At 50.9% G+C, this 21,514-nt stretch carries 28 protein-coding genes; 25 read left to right on the top strand and 3 right to left on the bottom strand.

Going from position 1 to position 21,514, the window contains the following annotated elements; all coding sequences use genetic code 11:
* Positions 1-52: 52 nt before the first annotated feature.
* A complete protein-coding gene (locus ACFRAM_RS09525; RefSeq protein ID WP_379465669.1) occupies positions 53-184 on the top strand; it encodes a hypothetical protein in 132 nt (43 codons plus the stop codon).
* Here the strand turns inward: ACFRAM_RS09525 and ACFRAM_RS09520 are convergent.
* Together ACFRAM_RS09520 and ACFRAM_RS09515 are read right to left on the bottom strand one after the other, a co-directional pair.
* Positions 181-513, bottom strand: a complete 333-nt coding sequence (locus ACFRAM_RS09520) for a hypothetical protein (RefSeq protein ID WP_379465668.1) — start codon at positions 511-513, stop codon at positions 181-183. The two genes, ACFRAM_RS09525 and ACFRAM_RS09520, sit on opposite strands and share 4 nt — an antisense overlap.
* 7 nt (positions 514-520) lie before the next feature.
* Positions 521-1,459, bottom strand: coding sequence for a DUF1385 domain-containing protein (locus ACFRAM_RS09515; protein ID WP_379465936.1), 939 nt, complete (start codon positions 1,457-1,459; stop codon positions 521-523).
* Between the two features lie 216 nt (positions 1,460-1,675).
* Between ACFRAM_RS09515 and ACFRAM_RS09510 the strand changes: the two genes are divergently transcribed.
* The 5 genes from ACFRAM_RS09510 (at position 1,676) to ACFRAM_RS09490 (ending at position 6,157) form a co-directional block, all read left to right on the top strand.
* Positions 1,676-2,167, top strand: a complete 492-nt coding sequence (locus ACFRAM_RS09510) for a YqhR family membrane protein (protein WP_379465667.1) — start codon at positions 1,676-1,678, stop codon at positions 2,165-2,167.
* A gap of 75 nt (positions 2,168-2,242) precedes the next feature.
* Positions 2,243-3,313, top strand: coding sequence for a M24 family metallopeptidase (locus tag ACFRAM_RS09505; protein WP_175373042.1), 1,071 nt, complete (start codon positions 2,243-2,245; stop codon positions 3,311-3,313).
* 93 nt (positions 3,314-3,406) lie between these two features.
* Positions 3,407-3,964 (top strand): elongation factor P, encoded by a 558-nt coding sequence (gene efp, locus ACFRAM_RS09500; RefSeq protein ID WP_175373043.1) that lies wholly within the window; start codon positions 3,407-3,409, stop codon positions 3,962-3,964.
* 269 nt (positions 3,965-4,233) lie between these two features.
* Positions 4,234-5,487: an aspartate kinase gene (locus ACFRAM_RS09495; RefSeq protein ID WP_379465666.1), complete on the top strand. Its 1,254-nt coding sequence runs from the start codon at positions 4,234-4,236 to the stop codon at positions 5,485-5,487.
* Between the two features lie 220 nt (positions 5,488-5,707).
* Entirely contained in the window at positions 5,708-6,157 is a 450-nt protein-coding gene (locus tag ACFRAM_RS09490) for a hypothetical protein (protein ID WP_175373045.1), read from the top strand.
* 113 nt (positions 6,158-6,270) lie between these two features.
* On the opposite strand, the gene ACFRAM_RS09485 is transcribed toward ACFRAM_RS09490, so the two are convergent.
* Positions 6,271-7,137 (bottom strand): YitT family protein, encoded by an 867-nt coding sequence (locus ACFRAM_RS09485; protein ID WP_175373046.1) that lies wholly within the window; start codon positions 7,135-7,137, stop codon positions 6,271-6,273.
* Between the two features lie 227 nt (positions 7,138-7,364).
* Here ACFRAM_RS09485 and ACFRAM_RS09480 point away from each other — a divergent pair, with 227 nt between their 5' ends.
* The 19 genes from ACFRAM_RS09480 to ACFRAM_RS09390 all read left to right on the top strand — a co-directional run bounded on the left by ACFRAM_RS09480 (position 7,365) and on the right by ACFRAM_RS09390 (position 21,484).
* A complete protein-coding gene (locus tag ACFRAM_RS09480; protein WP_376767049.1) occupies positions 7,365-7,628 on the top strand; it encodes a YqhV family protein in 264 nt (87 codons plus the stop codon).
* Positions 7,629-7,711: 83 nt separating this feature from the next.
* A complete protein-coding gene (spoIIIAA, locus tag ACFRAM_RS09475) occupies positions 7,712-8,713 on the top strand; it encodes a stage III sporulation protein AA (RefSeq protein ID WP_379465665.1) in 1,002 nt (333 codons plus the stop codon).
* Complete coding sequence (gene spoIIIAB / locus ACFRAM_RS09470; protein WP_175373048.1) at positions 8,706-9,224, top strand: stage III sporulation protein SpoIIIAB; 519 nt, start codon at positions 8,706-8,708, stop codon at positions 9,222-9,224. The genes spoIIIAA and spoIIIAB overlap by 8 nt, the downstream gene beginning before the upstream one ends.
* A 13-nt stretch (positions 9,225-9,237) precedes the next feature.
* Positions 9,238-9,441: a stage III sporulation protein AC gene (gene spoIIIAC / locus ACFRAM_RS09465; protein ID WP_025335735.1), complete on the top strand. Its 204-nt coding sequence runs from the start codon at positions 9,238-9,240 to the stop codon at positions 9,439-9,441.
* Positions 9,442-9,453: 12 nt separating this feature from the next.
* Complete coding sequence (spoIIIAD, locus tag ACFRAM_RS09460) at positions 9,454-9,843, top strand: stage III sporulation protein AD (RefSeq protein ID WP_066363745.1); 390 nt, start codon at positions 9,454-9,456, stop codon at positions 9,841-9,843.
* 47 nt (positions 9,844-9,890) lie between these two features.
* Positions 9,891-11,117, top strand: a complete 1,227-nt coding sequence (spoIIIAE, locus tag ACFRAM_RS09455; RefSeq protein ID WP_379465664.1) for a stage III sporulation protein AE — start codon at positions 9,891-9,893, stop codon at positions 11,115-11,117.
* A gap of 82 nt (positions 11,118-11,199) precedes the next feature.
* Positions 11,200-11,958, top strand: a complete 759-nt coding sequence (gene spoIIIAF, locus ACFRAM_RS09450) for a stage III sporulation protein AF (protein ID WP_379465663.1) — start codon at positions 11,200-11,202, stop codon at positions 11,956-11,958.
* 46 nt (positions 11,959-12,004) lie between these two features.
* Positions 12,005-12,646, top strand: a complete 642-nt coding sequence (gene spoIIIAG / locus ACFRAM_RS09445; RefSeq protein WP_379465662.1) for a stage III sporulation protein AG — start codon at positions 12,005-12,007, stop codon at positions 12,644-12,646.
* 31 nt (positions 12,647-12,677) lie between these two features.
* Complete coding sequence (locus ACFRAM_RS09440; RefSeq protein WP_379465661.1) at positions 12,678-13,568, top strand: SpoIIIAH-like family protein; 891 nt, start codon at positions 12,678-12,680, stop codon at positions 13,566-13,568.
* 148 nt (positions 13,569-13,716) lie between these two features.
* On the top strand, positions 13,717-14,223 hold the full coding sequence (gene accB, locus ACFRAM_RS09435) for an acetyl-CoA carboxylase biotin carboxyl carrier protein (protein WP_175373053.1): 507 nt from the start codon (positions 13,717-13,719) through the stop codon (positions 14,221-14,223).
* A gap of 54 nt (positions 14,224-14,277) precedes the next feature.
* A complete protein-coding gene (gene accC / locus ACFRAM_RS09430; protein WP_379465660.1) occupies positions 14,278-15,621 on the top strand; it encodes an acetyl-CoA carboxylase biotin carboxylase subunit in 1,344 nt (447 codons plus the stop codon).
* Between the two features lie 113 nt (positions 15,622-15,734).
* Entirely contained in the window at positions 15,735-16,148 is a 414-nt protein-coding gene (locus ACFRAM_RS09425; RefSeq protein WP_175373055.1) for an Asp23/Gls24 family envelope stress response protein, read from the top strand.
* Positions 16,149-16,223: 75 nt separating this feature from the next.
* Complete coding sequence (amaP, locus tag ACFRAM_RS09420; RefSeq protein ID WP_379465659.1) at positions 16,224-16,763, top strand: alkaline shock response membrane anchor protein AmaP; 540 nt, start codon at positions 16,224-16,226, stop codon at positions 16,761-16,763.
* Between the two features lie 15 nt (positions 16,764-16,778).
* Complete coding sequence (locus ACFRAM_RS09415) at positions 16,779-17,015, top strand: DUF2273 domain-containing protein (RefSeq protein WP_066363711.1); 237 nt, start codon at positions 16,779-16,781, stop codon at positions 17,013-17,015.
* A 199-nt stretch (positions 17,016-17,214) separates the two neighbouring features.
* Complete coding sequence (gene nusB, locus ACFRAM_RS09410; RefSeq protein ID WP_066363708.1) at positions 17,215-17,670, top strand: transcription antitermination factor NusB; 456 nt, start codon at positions 17,215-17,217, stop codon at positions 17,668-17,670.
* A 404-nt stretch (positions 17,671-18,074) separates the two neighbouring features.
* Positions 18,075-18,932 (top strand): bifunctional methylenetetrahydrofolate dehydrogenase/methenyltetrahydrofolate cyclohydrolase FolD, encoded by an 858-nt coding sequence (gene folD, locus ACFRAM_RS09405; protein WP_379465658.1) that lies wholly within the window; start codon positions 18,075-18,077, stop codon positions 18,930-18,932.
* A 9-nt stretch (positions 18,933-18,941) separates the two neighbouring features.
* Positions 18,942-20,327, top strand: a complete 1,386-nt coding sequence (gene xseA, locus ACFRAM_RS09400; RefSeq protein ID WP_379465657.1) for an exodeoxyribonuclease VII large subunit — start codon at positions 18,942-18,944, stop codon at positions 20,325-20,327.
* Positions 20,299-20,553: an exodeoxyribonuclease VII small subunit gene (xseB, locus tag ACFRAM_RS09395; protein WP_066363700.1), complete on the top strand. Its 255-nt coding sequence runs from the start codon at positions 20,299-20,301 to the stop codon at positions 20,551-20,553. The genes xseA and xseB overlap by 29 nt, the downstream gene beginning before the upstream one ends.
* A complete protein-coding gene (locus tag ACFRAM_RS09390; RefSeq protein WP_379465656.1) occupies positions 20,540-21,484 on the top strand; it encodes a polyprenyl synthetase family protein in 945 nt (314 codons plus the stop codon). Before xseB ends, ACFRAM_RS09390 begins: the two co-directional genes overlap by 14 nt.
* The last annotated feature ends 30 nt before the right edge of the window (positions 21,485-21,514 follow it).

Genomic DNA, 21,514 nt, shown 5'->3' with positions numbered 1-21,514 from the left:
CCCCCGTGTTCATAGATAAGCAGTAGGATCTATGGGAACGGGGGGTATTTCTATGGTTATGGCCATAAATGCTGTATTTGAAGGCGGGGGAGGCGTTCTTCAAGAGTTGGCGGCCGCACTGAAGTGCAGACTTATTGAAAAAGGCATCCCACAAGTTAAACGTGGAGATGCCTTTTTACATTAATGATATTTGGGGAGGTGATCATCGTTCTTGCCTTTGCTGCCTTCGATGACCTGGAATGGATAGCTTTTACGTTTACCGGGCGAGGCCTGGCTCTTGCGGGTGCCAGCTACCTTGGCCATCGTTTTCTGGGAAGGCTTTACCTTGATCTTCGATCCACGTGGACTTCCGCTAAAGGCACGTTTTTTGAAGAAATAATAGATCACAGCGATCAAGAGAACCGGGATAATCAGTTCAGATAAAGCCCCCCAATCACTATCGATGATCGAGTACACCAGTCCGAATGCTGCCAGCAGTATTGCACTCCAAAAAATCAAAGCATGCCTGTTCATAGGCCACTCATCCTTTCGCCGGATCCAATATGCCTGACACACTTGCTCCTGCATAACCCTTTGCTTCGATCTCTGCGTCCAACTCCCGCATGCGGTTGAAGGAAGCGATAGATACCTCTACCTGTTCGTCTTTAGGCTCTTTCGTTGTGAGCAATTGAAGCCACAGACCCGGATAGCCCAGGTACTTCAGTCCCGGTACGTCGCGTACCGCGTTTGTTCCCTTCAATACTTCAAAGGAGACTCCGATCACGACTGGCAGCAATATAATCCGCTGAATTACACGTTCCCACAGACTATCCCATGGAACTACAGAGTAGATAATTACGCCAAGCACAATGGTCAGCATCATGAAGCTGCTTCCGCAGCGGTAATGCAGGCGGCTGTACTTCTGTACGTTGCGCACGGTCAATTCCTCACCAGCTTCAAAAGCGCTGATTACCTTATGCTCCGCGCCGTGATATTGGAAGAGCCGCTTGATAACCGGTGTCTGGGAGATCGCCCATAGATATACCAGCAGCAGAATCAGCTTAATGGCACCTTCTATGATGTTGTGCAAAACATAGTTGTCGAATACATTTTTAAATAAAAAACTTTCAAGAAATACCGGTACGAGGGTAAAAATCACCTTACCAAAAATAAAAGAAAGAATACCCATGACAGCGACGCCAAAGATCATTCCAAGACTCCAGCCCTCTTCCTTATCCTTCTTCTTGGGTTTGGCGTCTTCTTCTGGATCTACCTCATCCTCGGCATAAGATTCTGCGGAATAGTTCAGGTGTTTGGAGCCCTTGGCACTGGCATCTATAATACTGACAAGGCCGCGAAGCAGCGGAATCTTGCGGAGTTTGACGACCCAGCTTTTGTCGCTTTTCGGCACCTCCAAAAATGTGATTTCCTGATTCTTGCGCCGTACGGCTGTTACGTTGACATGCTTTCCGCCGAACATGACGCCTTCAATGACGGCTTGGCCGCCGTAGCTTGGAGTTTCCTGGGACAACCCATTCACCTTCCCGTTTGTAATATATTTGTATATCCCTCATTGTAACTAATTTTTACGGACATTACTAGTTGGATCGGCTTTTGCTGTACATACTATCCATTAGAGAGAGGATAAGGATGTTTAGGCCGTATTAAACCAATGAGGAAAGGGTGTACAGCCAAGATGAGCAAGTCGCAACAACAGAGAACAGTGCATACAAATCCGTTTGTGTTTGCTTTGGAGCTCGGCTTTTTTGCCGGATTGTTCTGGGGAGGTGCCCGCTGGATCATGTATACACTACACTTTACCAAAGTCATTCCCGCATTTTTGGCAGAGCCTTTCTTTAAGCATGGGTTCTTGCTGAAGCCAGCCGGTCATCTGATCGGGTACTTGTCCTTTATTCTCCTGTCGGTGATCGCTACCCTGATTTATGTATTCGTGTTCCGCTGGTTAAAGGGCCCGTGGCCGGGGATGATTTATGGTGCACTCTGGTGGGCAGGCATCTTTCTGGCGGGTTCCTGGCTTTTCCTGTTGCAGCGTCCATTCCGGCTGCCATGGAATTCGGTGATCAGTGAATTTTGCGTTTTTTTACTCTGGGGACTGTTTATCGGCTATACCGTTGCGATGGAGTACACGGATGAGCGCAAGCGGGAGCGGAAAAGCATACTTACTTAAACGCCTCAAAAAAACTTCTCAAGGGCATAACCCTATGTTAAAATACAATGTGGCTATTTTGAGAGGAGAATGAAAATGGGCAACAAGCGTGTCTCCAAGCTGCGCAAGGCTTTGCTGGATCAAGGTTTGGATGCGATCTTAATTACCAGCGACATCAACCGCCGCTATTTGAGCGGATTTACCGGGTCATCGGGATATGTACTCGTCACAGGCGATGAAGCATATTTGCTGACAGACTTCAGGTATATGACACAGGCAGCGGATCAATCAAACGGATTAAAAGTGGTAGAGCACGCTTCCAAGTTTCTAGATACAGTACGTGAATTGCTGCCAGCAGGCAACAATGTGCGTATTGGCTTTGAACAGGATCAAGTGGCTTACAGTGCTTATACAGCTTATGCGGAAGCCTTAAAGCCGGCTGAGCTGGTTCCGGTATCCAAGGCTGTTGAGAACCTGCGTACCTACAAGGATGAAGAAGAGTTGGCTGTCATGAGACGGGCCGGCGCGCTCGCGGATGATACTTTCCGCCATATTCTGAATGTGATCAAACCGGGCATGACCGAACGTGATGTGGATCTGGAAATGGAATTCTACATGCGTACTCATGGAGCAACATCGTCGTCCTTTGATACGATCGTCGCTTCCGGTGAACGTTCGTCGATGCCGCATGGTGTGGCGAGCAGTCGTGTGATTAAGGGTAACGAGTTCATAACTTTGGACTTCGGTGCTCTGCTTGACGGCTACTGCTCCGACCTGACGCGGACCATTGCGCTAGGATCGCCTGATCCGAAGCTGAAAGAGATTTATGATATTGTGCTGGAGGCTCAGCTACATACGCTGGCAAATATCAAACCGGGTATGACCGGACGTGAATGCGACGCACTGGCGCGTGATATCATTACGCGTTATGGATACGGCGAGCAGTTCGGACACAGCACCGGCCATGGCCTTGGCATGGAAGTGCATGAATGGCCACGCCTCTCCAAGCTCAGTGATGAGATTATGGAGCCAGGCATGGTAGTTACCGTAGAGCCGGGAATTTATCTGCCGGGTCTCGGCGGCGTGCGCATTGAAGATGATGTAGTGATTACGGAAAGCGGCATTTCGCTGCTGACGCACTCGTCCAAAGAATACACCATTTTGTAAGTTGGCTTTAAGCCCATGAGTAGCTTTCGAACGGGAAGACTATATTTTCTCATTAGGGTTCCATTATAATTATTGATTTCAGGAGGGGTATTTGTGATTTCAGTTAACGATTTCAAAACAGGTTTGACCGTAGAGGTGGACGGAGATATCTTCACCGTTCTTGATTTCCAGCATGTTAAGCCAGGTAAAGGTGCGGCATTCGTACGCTCCAAGCTTAAAAACCTGCGTAACGGTAACACCGTTGAGCGTACTTTCCGTGCAGGCGAAACTATCGGCCGCGCGATCATCGAAAACCGTGGTGTACAGTACCTGTATGCCAGCGGTTCGGAGCACGCATTCATGGACAACGAAACTTACGATCAATTCGAACTGTCCAGCAAGCAGCTTGAATGGGAACTTAACTTCCTGAAAGAAAACATGACTGTGAACATTGTAAGCTACCAAGGCGAGATCCTTGGGATCAACCTGCCTACCAGCGTAGAGCTGAAGGTTGCTGAAACTGAGCCAGGCGTGAAAGGTAACACCGCTCAAGGTGCTACTAAATCTGCTAAGCTTGAGACTGGCCACACTGTACAAGTGCCTCTGTTCATCAACGAAGGCGATGTTCTTCTGATCGATACCCGCGAAGGTAAATACATCTCCCGCGCGTAGTCGTAAGGCAAGAGTGTTCCATATCAGACTTTATTGCGTACAAGCCCCCCGCATTAGCGGCGGGGCTTGTACGTGTTTGGGTTTCCCGAACAATCATTTTCCTGTTAAAATTGCCCTGTGAGGGGCCTGATTCCGGACAATCCAAGAATTGCCCGGATATTTTTTTGTGAAACCATTAACGCATAACACTAATTTCGTATTATACTGATTTAAAGCGGGAAACTGAAAGCAAGATACTACATAGACCGAAATAGGGAGTGAATGGGACTTTGTCACTTTATGTTATGAAATTCGGGGGCAGCTCCGTCGGCGACATTGAACGTATGAAGCGGGTCGCAGGACGTATTGCACAGAAGCAGGATGAGGGCCACCGCTGTGTTGTAGTTGTATCCGCCATGGGTGATACGACAGATGATTTAATTGATCAGGCGAAGGAATTGAACGCTCAGCCACCAGCTCGTGAAATGGATATGCTGATGACTACGGGGGAGCAGATCTCTGTCGCTCTGTTGTCTATTGCGCTGAATGGAATTGGCCGGGACGCTGTGTCCTATACAGGCTGGCAGGCTGGATTCCGTACGGATGAGACGCACGGACGCGCTCGCATTAACGAAATTTTGCCTGGCCGCGTGCTGGAGTCTCTGGAGAAGAACCAGATTGTCATCGTTGCCGGATTCCAGGGGATGACTGTGGACGGTGAGATCACCACGCTGGGTCGCGGTGGTTCAGACACAACGGCCGTTGCACTTGCAGCTGCGATCAAAGCAGATGTGTGTGAAATCTACACCGATGTCGACGGGATCTACTCAACTGACCCGCGGATCGTGAAGACTGCGCGCAAACTGAAGGAAATCTCTTACGACGAGATGCTGGAGCTCGCCAATCTGGGCGCTGCTGTTCTGCATCCGCGTGCCGTGGAGTATGCCAAACGTCATCAAGTCAAGCTGGTCGTCAGATCAAGCTTTAACCATAATGAAGGTACTGTTGTGAAGGAGGAAACAAGCATGGAGCAGGGAGTAGTGGTAAGCGGTATTGCCTACGATAAGAACGTGGCACGGATCAGCATTTTGGGAGTGCCTGATGTGCCGGGCGTACTCGCACAAGTCTTCGGCAAGCTGGCCGGAGAAGGCATCGATGTGGATATTATTGTACAGAGCGGCGTGCAAGGGGAGCAAGCTGATTTCTCCTTTACTGTCTCGCTGGATGATCTGGATCGTGCCAAGGGAGTAATCAAGGAGCTGCACAGCGCACTGCCTTACCGTGAAGTGACCTCCGAGGATAATCTTATTAAAGTATCCATTGTCGGCGCTGGCATGGTCAGCCATCCTGGAGTGGCGGCTCAAATGTTCGAGGTAATCTCCAATCAGGGCGTTAGCATCAAGATGGTAAGCACGTCCGAGATCAAGGTATCCTGTGTCATTGAATCCGGCAATCTGCAAAATATCATTCAGGCGCTTCACACCGCCTATAATTTAGATACCACTGAGCAAGCTTTTGTTGGCGGACCACAAGACCGCCGTTAAGTTATTCGTGAGCACACAAACAGGGATGTCAGCAGCCATTACGGCTGTCGGCATCCCTGTTTTTTTGCGAAAAAGAAAACGCATTATCTCCGTTGCCTGAATGCTCTTTGGGAAACCTGGAAAGTGTGCATAAATCTACCGGATAAGCATGTGTTTTAAAGGGTAGTCCAAGATAATCAACTCTCTCAGTCATATGATACAAGCAGGAGGTGAAAAACTTATGACTATTCAATTTATTGATTTGAGAGTCTCCAATCAAGCTGCGTCTGATTCGACACCGGTCACTATTCCTCTAGCTGCCACGCCCTTTGTATTCGGTGATATTGGGATTCAGACCGCCGGGGTGTTGCCGGAGAATCATGGCAATGTTCGTGTGCTCTTGTCAGGTTTTGTGAAAACGGAAAATAATCCACAGTTCAATACCAACACTATTAATGTCCGCAGAAACGGCACAGTTATTTTTACAACGACTTTTGGGGTGGCACTCAGCAGAGAAAATGAAATGATTGGATTTAATGCGGTTGATGTACCCCCGGCTGTGGATGTTGCAACAGGACAGATTCAGTATACCTGCGAAATTTTCACTAATGCTGCTGTTACAGACAACTTGAACAACGTTCAGGCGAGAAATTTCAGTGGAACAGCGGCCGCTGGCAATTTCACAGGTTAGAAGACTTCCCGAAGTCTATAACAAATAAGGCCTGCACGATAGTGACTTGTGAAAAAAGTCTCTTCCTGCAGGCCATTTATATTCATTTTGAGAGAAAAGATAGGGTGCTATTACTAGCTGAGTCTTCTGAACCGGCCAAGAATCTCTACCGTCTCCAGCACATTGACGAAAGCTTTCGGATCGGTCTCCAGGATCGTCTTCCTAAGCTCTGACAGCTCATAACGGGTTGTGACCGTCATCAGCATGGTATTTCCCTCGTGGCTGTAGCCACCTTCCGCATTCACCACGGTAACCCCATGTGGCAGGAGTGTGAGCCGATTCAGCATCTTCTCCCGTTCCTTGGTGACGATGAAGCAGGTCAGTTTGACGTGGCGGATATGTATCATATCCACGACCCGGCTCTTGACGAAGATGCATAGCATGGCATACAGGGCCGAATCCCAGCTTTTGAAGAAGCCAAGACTCAGAATCACGATTCCGTCCATTACGAACAGGATCGACCCCATCGGAATATCGTGCTTACGGGTAATAATAGAGCCAAGAATATCAAAGCCCCCGGATGAACCGCCCACTCGCAGCGCAAAGCCAACACCGCAGGCAATAATCACCCCGCCAAAAATACTGGCCAGAATCGGATCTTTGGTCAATCTTACCACCGGAATAATCGTCATAAACCAGGTTGTAGCCACCACCGAGAGCATGCTTAGACAGATATACTTCTTCCCCACAGCGACAAAGCCCCACACTAGAATCGGTAAATTCATTGCAAAATAAATTATAGAGATATATTTCGGATTGGTTAGATATCCCACTACGGACGCTGCCCCGGCTATTCCTCCGCTTAATAGCTGGTGCGGAATCAGAAACAGACGCAGCCCGCTGGCGACCAAAAAGGCCGAAATAATAATAATTGCTACTTCTCGCGCCTGCTTCACAGCAGCAGCTCCACTTAGTCCTGCCCATAAATTCCGAACGTACATACGATATCCCCTCTTTTTTTCTTATGTAAAAAAATAAATTTATCATACTGATGATATTTTCTTATCAAAATGATCACTATGATTTGTTTCACAGTCTTCCCCTTAATCTTCCCTTTCTTTCCTGTCTAATCCGGGCCCGTCCCGCATATCCATGAATAATGGCTGGAAGTAGAGAATTCAAAGGGAGCAAGAGTGTTTTTAATATTGTCAGAAGGAGATGAGCGGATTTGGACAAGTATGTAAGCTGGATGGCTGTGTTGAGAATGCTGTCCGGCAGTGCCGAGATTATAGCTGCGCTGCTTATGCTGAGGCTTAATCAGGTGGATAAGGCGTTGGCTGTCAATTCTACACTGGCTTTAGTTGGACCCACTATATTGATTCTGACCACGGCTATTGGACTTACCGGTATGGCACAGGAACTGTCTTGGGGCAAGCTGGGCTGGATTGGCTGCGGTGTTGCCTTTCTCTTAATTGGAATTCTAAAAAAATGATAGATGATAGTCATATTTGACCGGTACAAGCATAAATATGAACTAAAGCAGAAGAAGTAGAGGACAACTTGGGGGTAGCTTGTATGGCAAATGACTGGCTTCACTTATTCCCTGAAAAAGTAAGAATGCTGCTAAAAAGCCTTCCTTTGCAACTTTTATCAGCGGTAGAGGAAATCCGGGTCCGCGAAGGCCGGCCGCTCGAAATCAACTATTCCGGGAAGTACCACTTTCTAAGCGCCGATGGTAGGCTCACACAAAAGCCGGAGGAAGCTTATCGGCCGGATCGTGAGGATAGCCACCGGCTGTTGGATCTGATCAGCAACCACTCCTTGTATACGATGGAAGAAGAGCTGCGGAAGGGGTTCATTACGATTCCTGGAGGCCATCGGATTGGACTGGCCGGACGAACTGTATTGAGCGGGGGCGGTGTCGAACATCTGCGCGACATCACCGGATTCAATGTACGTATTGCACGTGAAGTGCCGGGTGTGGCTGACGGTGTGCTTCCTTATCTGCTGGACAAAGGTCGGCTGCGGGTGCTGCATACGCTGATCCTTTCGCCGCCCCAGCATGGCAAGACCACACTGCTGCGCGATCTCGCCAGACAGATCTCCGGCGGCAGCCAGAACAGGCAAGGCGGGAGCCGGCAAGGTCTCAAAGTGGGTATCGTCGATGAACGATCTGAGATTGCAGGAAGCAGACGGGGGATACCTGCCTTTGATGTAGGCCCACGCACTGACATTTTGGACGGCTGCCCCAAAGCGGAAGGAATGATGATGATGATTCGATCGCTCTCCCCAGACGTCATTATTGCCGACGAGATCGGGCGTCCCGAGGATGCCGATGCGGTAACTGAAGCACTGCATGCAGGCATCACGGTCGTGGCTTCCGCGCACGGTAAGGAAGTGGCCGAGCTGGCCCGCAGACCGGGGCTGGGCAGTCTGCTCGAACACAGGATGTTCGAGCGCTATGTGATTCTCCACCGCAGTGAGGCGGGATTATCCTTCCGCGTTCTGGACAGTCAGAAGCGCGCGCTGCTTCCCGGCGCACCGGGAGAGCGGACAGGCGGTGAACGCCATGCTTAAACTGTTCGGCGCCGTGCTGGTCGTGCTAGCCGGTACATTGGCCGGGTTCCAGCGGGCCAGGCAGTATGCCGATCGTCCCCGGAACATCCGTAGCCTGATCGCCGCCCTGCAGCGGCTGGAGACCGAGATCATGTACGGCTTCACGCCGCTGCCGGAAGCGCTGCGGCGGATTGGACAGCAGTGCAAGGAGCCGCTGAGAGCCTTGTTTGTCCAAGCTGCGGAGGAAATGTCTCCGCCGCATGATCGCAGCGCCGAGGAGGCCTTCGGCCGGGCTATGGAGGCTCACTGGAAGGCCGCAGCGCTGAAGGGCGCGGAGAAAGAAGTTATAAGGCAGCTAAGCTGTACGCTTGGCACCAGCGACAGGTCGAACCAGAGCAACCATATCGCGCTGGCTTTGCAGCAATTAAAGCAGGAAGAGACGGCGGCCAGAGAAGATCAGGGCAAATACGAAACTATGAGCAAAAGCCTGGGTCTGCTGCTTGGAGCATTGATCGTCATTTTGATCTTTTAGCGAGGTGCCAGGAATGAATATTGAAGTGAATGCCATCTTCCAAATTGCCGGCATTGGCATCATCATCGCCATGATTCATACCGTGCTGAAGCAGATGGGCAAAGAGGATATCGCCCATTGGGTCACAGTCATCGGGTTCGTCGTCGTGCTGTTCATGGTCATCCGCATGCTGGACGGACTGCTCCAGGAAATCAAAACGATCTTTCTTTTTCAATAGGCGCGGCGTGTCATGGAGATCATTCAAGTTGTAGGGATCGGGCTCATGTCGACCATATTGATACTCGTCCTGAAGGAACAGAAGCCGATGTTCGCCTTCCTGCTCACAGCTGCCACAGGAGTTCTGATCTTTCTGCTCCTGATTGGCAAAATTGGGATGGTCCTCTCCACGCTGGAGCGGATCGCCGAATCCTCCGGGATGGAAATGATCTACCTGAAGACCATCTTCAAAATTATCGGGATTTCCTACATTGCCGAATTTGGCGCCCAGGTGGTGCGTGATGCAGGCCAGGAATCGATTGCCTCAAAGATTGAGCTGGCTGGAAAAATACTGATCATGGTGCTGGCCGTGCCCATTATCAGCATTATTATTGAAACGGTCATGAAGCTTTTGCCCGCATAGGGTCTTAAATAACTACGAACGCGAAAGAGGAACAGGGAGGAGAAGCCATGTCGGAGCGCCGCAAGTTTCGCCCTCCGCCGTTCAAAATCATACTGCTTCTGCTCCCCTGCCTCGTGATGCTGTGGTGTGCCGGGAGCGCCGCTGCTTCGCCAGTGCCTACTCCAGCAGGAAGCTCATCGCCGGTGGATCAATGGGTGAAAAGCCAGGTAGAGAGCCTTCCCAAAGATAAAGTGGACAAATACTGGGATCAGCTGATGAAGGATTACGGCGGATTTTTCCCGGACGGGGCCACCCCTACCCTCATGGATATGCTGCTGCCAGGTGACAAGGGACTCAGCATGAAAGGGGTGCTGTCAGGTCTGGGGGCGTACATGTGGCACGAGGTACTGTATAACGGCAAGCTCCTCGTCACCATTGTCATGATCAGTGTGATGAGCATGATCCTGGAGACGCTGCAGACCGCTTTTGAACGTAAAACCGTCAGTAAAGTCGCGTATACCCTCTGTTATATGGTAGTGCTCGTCATTGCCGTTAACAGTTTCAATATTGCTATCGGTTATGCCAAGGATGCGATCGACAGGATGATTGATTTCATGATGGCGATGATTCCTCTGCTCTTCGCGCTTCTCGCTTCCATGGGGAATATCATCACGGTCTCGGTCACTCATCCACTAATTGTGTTCATGATCCATACGGTCGGCACCTTGATTCACACCATGGTTTTCCCGCTGCTATTCTTCTCGGCCGTGCTGCATCTGGTCAGCTCGTTGTCCGAGAAATACAAGCTTACCCAACTGGCCAATCTGCTGCGCAATATCGGTGCCGGGCTGCTGGGGGTACTGCTGACTGTGTTTCTGGGCGTCATATCCGTCAGGGGCATTACCAGCTCGGTCACTGACGGGGTTACGATCAGGGCTGCAAAGTATATAACGGGAAATTTTGTTCCGGTCATCGGTAAAATGTTCGCGGATGCCACGGACACCGTCATTTCTGCTTCACTGCTGGTGAAGAACGCCATTGGATTGTCGGGAGTTATCATTATTTTGTTCCTCTGTGCGTTTCCGGCAATCAAAATCCTGGTGCTTGCACTCATCTACAATGTTGCTGCCGCTGTTATGCAGCCGCTCGGCGAGACACCAATCGTAACCTGTCTGCAGACGATTGGAAAAAGTATGGTGTATGTGTTCGCCGCCTTGGCTGCAGTCTCGCTGATGTTCTTCCTGGCCGTCACGATTATGCTGACCGCAGGCAATGTCACGGTAATGATGAGGTGAGTGCAGGCGGTGCTTCTGAAGCCGGATTGCAGCAGAGGATTCCGGGATGCAGCATCAGCAGCACATTTTTGGGAGGGAGACGATGACTTGGTTAAGCGATTGGCTGCGTGAGATCATCCTTGTAGTACTGCTGGCGGCTTTCGTGGAGCTGCTGCTTCCTAGCAAGTCCATGGAGCGTTATGCCAGACTGGTGCTCAGCCTGTTGATCCTGCTCACCCTGTTGAACCCCGTCGTCTCCTTGCTGAAGGGAGACGCTGCTAAGGAGCTTAGCTTGGCGATGAGTCAGCAAGAGAAGACAGGCGGAATGTTCACAAGCACTGGCAAGGGGACGGATTCGCTGGAAAAGATTCTGGCGGACGGACAGAAGTTAGCCCAAGGCCGTCAGGAGCAGAGTCTCAAGCTGGCGGCTGAGGAAGTAGCCGGACAGATGCGAGATCAGATCGCAAGTGAAATGGGCGTCCGGGGTGTCCGTGTAACTGTCTCGCTGGCGATGGGCAAGCCGCCTGGGGGAAGCGGTGGAGACGTCCCGGTGATCTCTGGCGTAACGGTAGCGCTGCCTGCATCCCAATCCCCTTCAGGGGGGGAGGGAGGTGCTTCCGGCGCAGCGGTCTCCCAGCCGATTGTCATCGCCCCTGTGGAAGCTGTAGAGGTGTCTATAGGGGGAACACCAAGCGCAGCGCCAGCCCAAACCGGGCACAAGGGAGTAAAGGGCAGTGTCGACGATAGCGGGGAGTCAAAGGAAGAAGCAAAGTTAATCACTCAGCTGCTGAAACAAAAATGGGATCTCGATCCGGAGGTCATCCACATACAAGATCAAAGCGCAGGCGACACAAAGCTGTGAGGCCAAGCACCGACAATATGCCAAACAATGAAGGAGGGATACAGGGATGGGCAACTGGTTGAAAAAGCTGGAACAGTGGGCCGGGGGCGGACAGGGAAGCCCGAAGCGGAGCCATACGTTCCGCTGGCTGATTATTCTGGGCTTATTGGGCGCGGCGATCATGCTGTTTAATTCTTTTGTGAATGTGAAGAAGATCGACAGCGAGAATACAGGGCGGGAGCCGCCCGGCTCCGGTAGTTCACAGGCGACTATCCAGCAGGCTGATCCGGCGGTCAGCAATTCTTTTTCCGGCATAGAACAGGCTATGGAAGACCGCACCAAGGAAATTCTGGAGAAAATCGTCGGTGTGGGGACAGTGGATATTATGGTCACCGTTGATTCTACCGAGGAAATCGTCGTGCAACGAGATGTCAAAGACTCTCAGCAGAGCAGTGAAGAGACGGATGCCAACGGGGGAAAGCGTCATACGACGCAGTACACAAGAGACGGCGAGATCGTAACGTACACCCAGTCCGGGGATCAGACCCCGATCATAACGAAGCGGGTTAAACCCCAGGTGCGCGGTGTGCTGGTAGTGGCCAAAGGAGCAGAGAACAAGGTTGTCCGCGGCTTGATTGAACAGGCAGTTCAGAAGGGTCTAAATGTACCGAACTACAGGATCTCCGTAGTGCCGCGCAAGCAGGAATAGAAGAAGGAAAGCATAAAAGGAGGAATAAGGAATGAACGGCAAAAGACAAACGATTTGGTTAGTATCGATGCTCAGCTTGATGGTGGTCTTATCCGCGTATTATTTATTCACAGAAGACTCTGGTGCTTCAGTTCCGAAGGAGACGGCGGGCAGCATGCAGGTGGATGGCACAGCTAAGGGAACCTCCGCAAATAATGTTCTTGATAAAGGCTTCGAGGTCAATGAAGTGGTGACCCAAGGTGATGTTACCGGCGATGCAGATGCTACCGCTCAGACAACTGCACAAGACCCTGCAACATTAGATGACAGCGCAGCAGCAACTACTGAGGACAGCAGCAAAGCTGCCGATAACAGTAACAATGCAGCGGCCAGCACCGGTACTTCAGATAAGACAGCCGATAAATCAGCTGCTGGGGATAAGAAATCTGACGGTAACAAAGTAACTGCTGACAGCAAGAACGGCAGCGACAAGAGTACCGATAAGAAAACCGCAGTAGCAGATGAGAAAACACCAGCCAAGAAAGATGCCGATGTCCTGGACGAAGTCGCGTCTCAAAGTGTCTCTGCAAGCAGTTTATTCAACAATTACATGTACGAGCGTGAGCAAAATAATCAGAAGCAATACCGCGATCTGATGGCTCTGATCAACGATATGGATAAGACGCCAGCTGAGAATGCTGTAGCTCAAGAACAGTTGCATGCGCTGGAAGACAAAGAGTCCAAAATCACTAACATCGAAGAGCAGCTTCAACAAAAATATGGCGAGGCCATCGTCAAGGAAGACAGTAACAATTTCTACAAAGTGATCGTTCAGAGTGACAAGCTGGATGTGAAGCAGGCGGTGAGCATTGTAGACCTGGTCATGAAGGAACTTAGTGTCACTCAGGACAAGGTCAGCGTGCAATACGTCTCCCAGCAGTAAACGATGAGAAAAAACAAAGAAAATAGCGAAAGAGCTCGGGTTATCCCGGGCTCTTTCCATTTCTAGCGTTTATGATATAATACTTAAAGTTATCTTGTCCGCGAAGAAGAGCGGTTTCGAGAGAAAGCTGAAGGAGTGAACTGATTTTATGTTCAAATTAAGCGAAATTAAGGAATTGATTAAATTGCTGGACCAGACATCCTCCGTACATGAGCTGGAGATTGACAGCGAAGGAATGAAACTGGCTATCCGCAAACCGAAACGCCCTGAGGCCGACGGAACAGCGGTTCCTTATGCCTATCCTCTGACGCAGCCTGTTCTGCAACAGCCTGTTCCGCAGCAACCAGCGGTCCAGCCAACTGTAATTGAGACACCTGTTCAGGTACAGACTCCGTCTACTCCTGCAGAAAGCACATTACATACAATCGTGTCTCCGATGGTCGGTACCTTCTATAGTGCCGCATCTCCTGAAACGCCGTCGTTTGTATCTGTCGGCGACCGTGTCAATGCCAAGACAACAGTATGCATTATCGAAGCTATGAAGCTGATGAATGAACTGGAAGCGGAAGTGAAAGGCGAAATCGTATCCGTTCTGGTCGAGAACGGCCAGCTTGTGGAATACGGCCAGCCGCTGTTCTTGGTTAAACCGGAATAATATGCCGTAAATCATGCGGAGCTAAGGCTCCGCAATACTTTTGGGAGGAAACGCATGAACATTCAAAAAGTGCTGATTGCCAACCGTGGAGAAATAGCGGTCCGCATTATCCGGGCCTGTCGTGAACTCGGCATTTCCACCGTGGCGGTCTATTCCGAGCCCGACAGGGACTCACTGCATGTCCGTCTGGCAGATGAGGCCTACTGCATTGGACCGATGCCATCCAAGGACAGCTATCTGAACTTTACTAATATTATGAGTGTTGCCACGTTGACCGAATGCGATGCTATCCATCCGGGATACGGATTTCTCGCGGAGAACGCTGATTTTGCGGAGATTTGCGAGTCTTGCAATATTACCTTTATCGGGCCTTCCCCGGAAGCGATTACGCGTATGGGTGACAAGGCTGTGGCGAAAGACACCATGAAGCAGGCCGGAGTTCCGGTTATCCCGGGTTCTGATGGCCTTGTGGGTGATGTAGAGGAAGCTGTAACGCTGGGCCGTGAGATCGGGTATCCGATCATCGTTAAGGCAACAGCGGGCGGTGGAGGCAAGGGCATCCGGATTGCTGAGGATGAAGAATCCTTGGTGAAGCAGATTACTGCAGCCCAGCAGGAAGCACAGAAAGCCTTCGGTAACGCCGGAGTCTATCTGGAGAAATTCCTGACGGGAATGAAGCATGTCGAAATACAGATTATTGCTGATAAGCATGGCAATGTTGTCCATCTGGGCGAACGGGACTGCTCTGTGCAGCGCCGCCGTCAGAAATTGGTGGAGGAAGCGCCTTGCGCCGTACTGACACCGGAAATTCGTGAGGCCATGGGTGATGCGGCCGTACGTGCGGCGCTTGCCGTGAACTATTCCGGAGCAGGTACACTGGAATTTCTGCTAGGTCCGGATGGTAATTTCTACTTCATGGAAATGAATACCCGGATTCAAGTTGAACACCCGGTTACAGAAATGGTTACCGGTGTTGACCTTATCAAAGAAATGATCTCCGTAGCTGAAGGCAATCCGCTTTCCTTCAAGCAAGAGGATATTGTCATTAACGGCTGGTCCATTGAATGCCGGATCAATGCCGAAGATCCTGAGAAGAATTTCATGCCTTCACCGGGCAAAATCGGCTTTTATCTGCCACCGGGTGGTCTTGGCGTTCGCGTAGACAGTGGCGCTTATCCCGGGTATACCATTTCGCCATTCTATGATTCCATGATTGCAAAGCTGATTGTCTGGGCACCGACCCGCCAGGAAGCTATTGCGAAGATGAAGCGCGCTCTGGGCGAGTTCGCGGTGGAAGGTATTCATACGACGATTCCGTTCCATCAAAAACTGCTTGAACATCCTGTGTTCTTGGACGGGAATTTTGACATTAAATTCCTGGAAGAGTATGAAGTTTAGGACGACTTTGCTTTGTTTGTCATAAAGTTCGCCAAATGATATAGTATGTTTAATAAGAGACGTGCTTTAAGCTTGAAATCATGAACAACATGTTGAAAGGTGTGAAGGCTAAGATGAGTACATTGCCGACGGAATTCGAACGGACGGAAATCGGTGAAATCCAAATTGCCCCGGAAGTAATCGAGGTAATCGCAGGTTTGGCTACAGTAGAAGTTAAAGGTGTAGCCGGTATGAGCGGTGGATTTGCTGGAGGAATTGTGGAGCTTCTCGGACGCAAGAACCTGTCCAAAGGTGTGAAGGTAGAGGTTGGTCAACGCGAGGCAGCGGTGGATGTATCCGTAATCATCGAGTACGGCAACCGTCTTCCTGAAGTGGCGGCGGAGATTCAGCGCAATGTTAAGCGTTCCATCGAGACCATGACTGGGCTTACCGTTGTGGAAGTCAATGTTCATATTCATGATGTGCAGTTCAAGAGCACCACTGTAGAAAAGAACGAGGATGTCGAAGCCGTGCTTCGCGTGAAATAATAGCCACCCGTTCTTCTATAAACCCCCGACAGCAACGTCGAGGGTTTACTCTAATTTAAGGAGGTTATGAGACTCGTGGCAAAAATTTTGGACAGGCTTCTGCTGTTCATCTACAGCCTTAGCATCGGAATATTATCTGTAATTGCCATCCTCCTCTTGAGCGGAGCCATCCCCAGAACGGTGGAGATTAAGGATGGGCCGGCAGTTTACATTGTTGCGATCACGATCTCAGTGATCCTGTTCTTGCTCAGCATTCGTTTCTTCTATATCTCCATGCGACGCGACCGGGCAACTTTGCCTTCGGTGGATCAGCGCACAGAGTATGGGGATATCCAGATCTCCATGGAAACGATTGAGAACCTCAGTCTCAAGGCTGCCGGTAAGGTGAAAGGCATCCGCGATCTGAAGTCGCGTATCCGCGTCTCTCAGGCGGGTCTGGAAATCATGATCCGCGCGGTAGTGGACGGAGAGCATTCGCTCCCGCTGCTGACCACGGAAGTTCAGCGTCAGGTGCATGATTTCGTGCAGGAAACGACTGGCATACCGGTCGCGGATGTGTCCGTATATATTGCCAACCTGTCACAGTCTCCAAGCTTCAAAAGTCGAGTGGAATAGAGGTGGGTTTCCCCTATGTCCTGGAGAGAAGTATGGGAAAGTCACGGGGGTAGGATCGCCGGAGTCTCCTTCGGGGTCATTCTCGGTTTGATTTATTTGATTAGTGGTTTTTGGGATATGCTGTTCTTTGCACTGGTAGTGTTCATCGGATATACGCTTGGCAAAAGGAAGGACGATCACGCGCAGTCTCCTATGGTTAGATGGCAGGAGCTGGTAGAGTGGTTGTCTGGACGCTGGCGTCCTTTCAAATGAACCGCGATAGTCTTTCTCCCGAAGCAGGAATTGCAGGTCTGTTGATGTTCGTTGCCCCGGAAGAAAGATCACGCGGTTTTTTTGTGGAGAGAAGGCTCTTGTCGCAGTTGCGATAATATCTGTGTCCTATATAGGGATAGAATGTGCTGAATTTGGGCTTAAAATAAAGATATGCGAAACAAGATTTTAGGAGGAACACATGAAGAGACGTTTAGCTAGAGAAATTATTGTACAAAGCCTGTACCAAATGGAAATGAATGATGTGGACAGTGCTGAGGCGGTAGAAATGCTGCTGGAAGAAGCTTCGGAGGAGAATGAGACGGAACGTGTAATTACCGATGAGATTGAACTGAAGCACTATGTAGTAGACCATGTGAATGGCGTTTGGGAGCACAAGGTAGCGATCGATGACATGCTGGAATATTACTTGAAGGGCTGGCAAATGAGCCGTCTGTCGCGTGTGGACCGCCAAATTTTGCGTCTGGCGACTTTTGAAATGGTATTCGCAAGCGATGTTCCTGCCAAGGTCTCCGTCAACGAAGCCATTGATCTGGCCAAGCATTTCGGTACCGAGGATTCCGGCAAGTTCGTCAACGGGGTACTGGGTAAGATGATTCAGGAATTGGACACGCTCAAAGCGGATCATCTTCAATAATTGATTAAACGTTGAGGAAGCTAATTTAGCAAGAAACAGGTGAATGTATGATTTAGGAGCATTATCGTATGCTAAAATGTTCTACCTCGGTCTTAGAGAAGTGAATCTTTTAGATTAAGTGCGGTTATTGCTCTTAATGTACATTACACATCGGAATTCCCAACTTTTAAGGTGGAATATTGCCTTTGTTCCGAAACTCAGCATTGCAAGCTCAGGTTTTGAAAGCACGCCATGTTTTGCGTAGAGCTATTAACTTTTTTTAAATAAATTAAGCTGGAATTAGGAGTTATCTTTAGAATCAGGAAAGAACTTTAATGTTGACCTCTGATTTTGACTTGAGCCCCAAAACAGGTTCAATTTATAATATAAAATCAATCAAAGCCTACCAAAGAGGAGAGATTTTCATGACAGCAGCAATCATCAGTGGTAAACAAGTATCCGACGAAATTCGCATCGACATTGCCCGGGAGGTTGCTGGGCTCGTGGAACGCGGGGTTAAGCCAGGCCTTGCCGTTGTGCTTGTAGGGGAAGATCCAGCATCGCAAGTATATGTTCGCAATAAGGAGAAATCCTGCATTAGCTTAGGCTTCCATTCCGAAGTACATAGACTGGATGCCTCGACTTCACAGGAAGATCTGTTGGCACTGGTAGAACAGTTGAATCAACGTGATGACATTGACGGAATTCTTGTGCAATTGCCATTGCCGGGACATATCGAAGAAAAAGCCGTTATTGATGCGATTGCTGTGGAAAAGGATGTTGACGGTTTCCATCCGGTGAATGTGGGTAATCTGGTTATTGGCGATGATAGCCTTCTTCCATGTACACCTGCTGGTGTCATAGAGTTGATCAAGCGTACAGGAACCGAGATTTCCGGTAAGCATGCTGTGGTTATCGGTCGCAGTAATATTGTTGGCAAGCCGGTATCCCTGCTGTTGCAACGTGAGAATGCTACAGTTACTATGTGCCATTCCCGCACAGCTAACATTGCAGAGCTCAGCCGTCAGGCTGATATCTTGGTAGTCGCGATTGGACGTGCTAATTTCATTGATGCATCCTTTGTGAAGCCGGGCGCTATCGTCATTGATGTTGGTATGAACCGTTTGGACTCTGGCAAACTTGCCGGTGATGTTGACTATGAAAGCGCGAAAGAAGTTGCTGGCCATATTACACCCGTACCGGGCGGCGTGGGCCCTATGACGATTACGATGCTGATGGGGAATACGCTGATTGCAGCGAAACGCCGTCACGGACTGGAATAGGTAGGAATCATGGCGGCAGAGCGGCAAGTCTATTCCATTAAGGAACTTAACCGTTACATCCGCATGAAGCTGGACTCGGATCATCTTCTGTCGGATGTATGGATACGTGGTGAAATCTCCAACTTTACACATCACGGCAGCGGACATATGTATTTCACACTGAAGGACGAGAGCAGCCGTATCAAGGCGATCATGTTCGCGTCCCACAATCAGCGTTTACCCTTTGTGCCAAAGGAAGGCTCCCGGGTTATTGCCAGAGGCAACGTGACTGTATATGAGCGGGATGGGCAATACCAGTTCTATGCAACGCACATGCAGCCGGATGGCATTGGCAGTCTGTATCTTGCTTATGAACAGCTGAAGGCAAAGCTGGAGCAAGAGGGGGTGTTCGCGGCGGAACGCAAGTCTCCACTACCAAGGCTGCCTCGCTGCATCGGGGTCATAACTTCCCCGACCGGCGCAGCCGTGCGGGACATTATGATCACACTTCAGCGGAGATACCCGCAAGCCGCAGTTGTGCTGTACCCGGTGACGGTGCAGGGAAAAGGCGCTGCGCCTTCCATCGTAAAGGCGATCAAGACACTGAACGCTATGGGTGAAGCAGACGTCTTGATCGTTGGCCGCGGTGGTGGCTCCCTGGAGGAGCTCTGGGCGTTCAACGAGGAGATCGTCGCCCGTGCGATTGCGGCATCGGATATCCCGGTTATCTCGGCCGTTGGCCACGAGACCGATTTCACGATCGCCGACTTCGCCGCCGATCTCCGGGCGGCGACGCCTACAGCGGCGGCGGAACTGGCGGTGCCGCATTCCGCCGAGCTGGCGGCGCAGCTTCGCCAGCAGCAGCGCAGGCTGCGCCAGGGGCTGCAGCGGCGCGCCCAGCGCGGGCGCGAGCGGCTGGCTTCGCTGCAGCGGTCGCCGGTGCTGGTCAACCCGCGCCGGTATCTGCTGCAGCATACGCAGCAGCTCGACATGCTGCGCCAGCGCCTTTCCAGCGCGGCGGATGCGCGCCTGCGGCGCGCGCGCGAGCGTGAAGCGGTGCTGCGGCACAGCCTGCAGCGCTTCCATCCGCGTGATGGCGTGGTCGCCGCCAGGCAGCGCGCCGAAGGCTTGCGCCGCGAACTGATCGGCGCCATAGGGGCACGGCTGCGGGACAAGCGCTCGAGCTTTGTGGCGGAGATGCGCCACCTCGACGCGCTAAGCCCGCTCAAAGTCATGTCGAGAGGCTACAGCCTCGTCTACGATGAAGGACAACAGCACTTGGTCAAGTCGCTTAACGATGTAGCGCTCGGTGACCTTGTGGTGGTCAAGCTGAATGATGGTGAACTGAATTGCCAGGTATGGGGAATGAAGGAGGATGGCAAAGACGATGACAAAGGAAGCGGAACTGGATTTTGAAGGAGCGATGGACCGTCTGGAGGAAATCGTGCGGGAGCTTGAGCACGGCGATGTCCCCCTGGAAAAGGCCATCGATTTATTTCAGCAGGGGATGAAGCTGTCCCAGCTGTGCGGTAACAAGCTTGAGCAGGTAGAACGCAAGATTGAGATGATAGTAGAAGAAGACGGCGAACTGCGCAAGAAGCCGTTTGGCGGTCTGGAAGGGGTCGGCGATGAGTCCTTTTGACAGCAGTCCTGAAGGGAACGCCGGGGAGCCCCTGCGGGAACCCATTGAGTCCTACATTGCGATAATTAATGATCTGGTCACTACAGAATTGGAGACCACCATCCCAGAAGCATGGTTTGTCCCCGATAACTTGCATAAGGCGATGCAGTATTCGCTGATGGCCGGGGGCAAACGCCTGCGGCCACTGCTTGTCGTCGCGGCTTGTGAAGCACTGGGTGGATCTCGAACTGCAGCGCTGCCTGTGGCCGCAGCCATCGAAATGGTACATACGTATTCACTGGTGCATGACGACCTGCCAGCCATGGACAATGATGATTACCGGCGCGGCAAGTTAACGAATCACAAGGTGTTTGGCGAAGCGACAGCCATTTTGGCCGGAGACGCACTACTGACCCACGCGTTCTACAGTATTGTACAAGCTACGCGGCGCCATGGTATTCCGGCGGAGAGCTCGCTTGCCATTGTAGAGGAATTGGCTGAAATGGCCGGTCCCCGCGGAATGGTCGGCGGTCAAGTGGCCGACATGGAGGGTGAGCAAGGCTTGACCAACTTAGAGCAGCTTCGCTACATCCATGAACACAAGACTGGCGATCTGTTTATTTTCTCGCTCTTGGCCGGAGGACGGATCGCGGGCGCAGATGAGCAGCAGTTGGCTGCCCTACGGGAGTTTGGAACAAATATTGGACTGGCCTTTCAGGTTCAGGACGATATTCTGGATCTGATCGGCGACGAAGGCAAGCTCGGCAAAAAAACAGGCAGTGACATCGAGCAGCAAAAAGTCACTTATCCTTTTTTTATCGGGATTGAGGCTTCGAAATCCGAGGTGGAGCGATTGACGCTGGCAGCCCGGAAAGCCGTGCTGGGCGGCGGTTTCACCGACTCCAGCAGGCTGCTGGAGATCGCCGATTATCTCATGAAGCGGGATCATTAGAATCAAATACGGAAACGGCTGTACTTCGAC

The organism is Paenibacillus sp. NPDC056722, assembly GCF_042790635.1.
GTDB lineage: Bacteria > Bacillota > Bacilli > Paenibacillales > Paenibacillaceae > Paenibacillus_AQ > Paenibacillus_AQ agri.
The sequence above is the reverse complement of the archived record's forward strand: the minus strand, read 5'-3'. Positions and strand labels throughout refer to the sequence as shown.

Excerpts from the sequence above, each read along its gene's own strand:
- ACFRAM_RS09425 (WP_175373055.1), top strand. The coding sequence starts at position 15,735 with ATGAGTACATTGCCGACGGAATTCGAACGGACGGAAATCGGTGAAATC.
- xseB (WP_066363700.1), top strand. The coding sequence starts at position 20,299 with ATGACAAAGGAAGCGGAACTGGATTTTGAAGGAGCGATGGACCGTCTG.
- nusB (WP_066363708.1), top strand. The coding sequence starts at position 17,215 with ATGAAGAGACGTTTAGCTAGAGAAATTATTGTACAAAGCCTGTACCAA.
- accB (WP_175373053.1), top strand. The coding sequence starts at position 13,717 with ATGTTCAAATTAAGCGAAATTAAGGAATTGATTAAATTGCTGGACCAG.
- ACFRAM_RS09415 (WP_066363711.1), top strand. The coding sequence starts at position 16,779 with ATGTCCTGGAGAGAAGTATGGGAAAGTCACGGGGGTAGGATCGCCGGA.
- ACFRAM_RS09505 (WP_175373042.1), top strand. The coding sequence starts at position 2,243 with ATGGGCAACAAGCGTGTCTCCAAGCTGCGCAAGGCTTTGCTGGATCAA.
- spoIIIAG (WP_379465662.1), top strand. The coding sequence starts at position 12,005 with ATGGGCAACTGGTTGAAAAAGCTGGAACAGTGGGCCGGGGGCGGACAG.
- accC (WP_379465660.1), top strand. The coding sequence starts at position 14,278 with ATGAACATTCAAAAAGTGCTGATTGCCAACCGTGGAGAAATAGCGGTC.
- folD (WP_379465658.1), top strand. The coding sequence starts at position 18,075 with ATGACAGCAGCAATCATCAGTGGTAAACAAGTATCCGACGAAATTCGC.
- ACFRAM_RS09485 (WP_175373046.1), bottom strand. The coding sequence starts at position 7,137 with ATGTACGTTCGGAATTTATGGGCAGGACTAAGTGGAGCTGCTGCTGTG.
- spoIIIAF (WP_379465663.1), top strand. The coding sequence starts at position 11,200 with ATGACTTGGTTAAGCGATTGGCTGCGTGAGATCATCCTTGTAGTACTG.
- xseA (WP_379465657.1), top strand. The coding sequence starts at position 18,942 with ATGGCGGCAGAGCGGCAAGTCTATTCCATTAAGGAACTTAACCGTTAC.
- ACFRAM_RS09525 (WP_379465669.1), top strand. The coding sequence starts at position 53 with ATGGTTATGGCCATAAATGCTGTATTTGAAGGCGGGGGAGGCGTTCTT.
- spoIIIAD (WP_066363745.1), top strand. The coding sequence starts at position 9,454 with ATGGAGATCATTCAAGTTGTAGGGATCGGGCTCATGTCGACCATATTG.
- spoIIIAC (WP_025335735.1), top strand. The coding sequence starts at position 9,238 with ATGAATATTGAAGTGAATGCCATCTTCCAAATTGCCGGCATTGGCATC.
- ACFRAM_RS09520 (WP_379465668.1), bottom strand. The coding sequence starts at position 513 with ATGAACAGGCATGCTTTGATTTTTTGGAGTGCAATACTGCTGGCAGCA.
- ACFRAM_RS09490 (WP_175373045.1), top strand. The coding sequence starts at position 5,708 with ATGACTATTCAATTTATTGATTTGAGAGTCTCCAATCAAGCTGCGTCT.
- ACFRAM_RS09440 (WP_379465661.1), top strand. The coding sequence starts at position 12,678 with ATGAACGGCAAAAGACAAACGATTTGGTTAGTATCGATGCTCAGCTTG.
- spoIIIAE (WP_379465664.1), top strand. The coding sequence starts at position 9,891 with ATGTCGGAGCGCCGCAAGTTTCGCCCTCCGCCGTTCAAAATCATACTG.
- ACFRAM_RS09390 (WP_379465656.1), top strand. The coding sequence starts at position 20,540 with ATGAGTCCTTTTGACAGCAGTCCTGAAGGGAACGCCGGGGAGCCCCTG.
- spoIIIAA (WP_379465665.1), top strand. The coding sequence starts at position 7,712 with ATGGCAAATGACTGGCTTCACTTATTCCCTGAAAAAGTAAGAATGCTG.
- ACFRAM_RS09515 (WP_379465936.1), bottom strand. The coding sequence starts at position 1,459 with ATGTTCGGCGGAAAGCATGTCAACGTAACAGCCGTACGGCGCAAGAAT.
- ACFRAM_RS09510 (WP_379465667.1), top strand. The coding sequence starts at position 1,676 with ATGAGCAAGTCGCAACAACAGAGAACAGTGCATACAAATCCGTTTGTG.
- spoIIIAB (WP_175373048.1), top strand. The coding sequence starts at position 8,706 with ATGCTTAAACTGTTCGGCGCCGTGCTGGTCGTGCTAGCCGGTACATTG.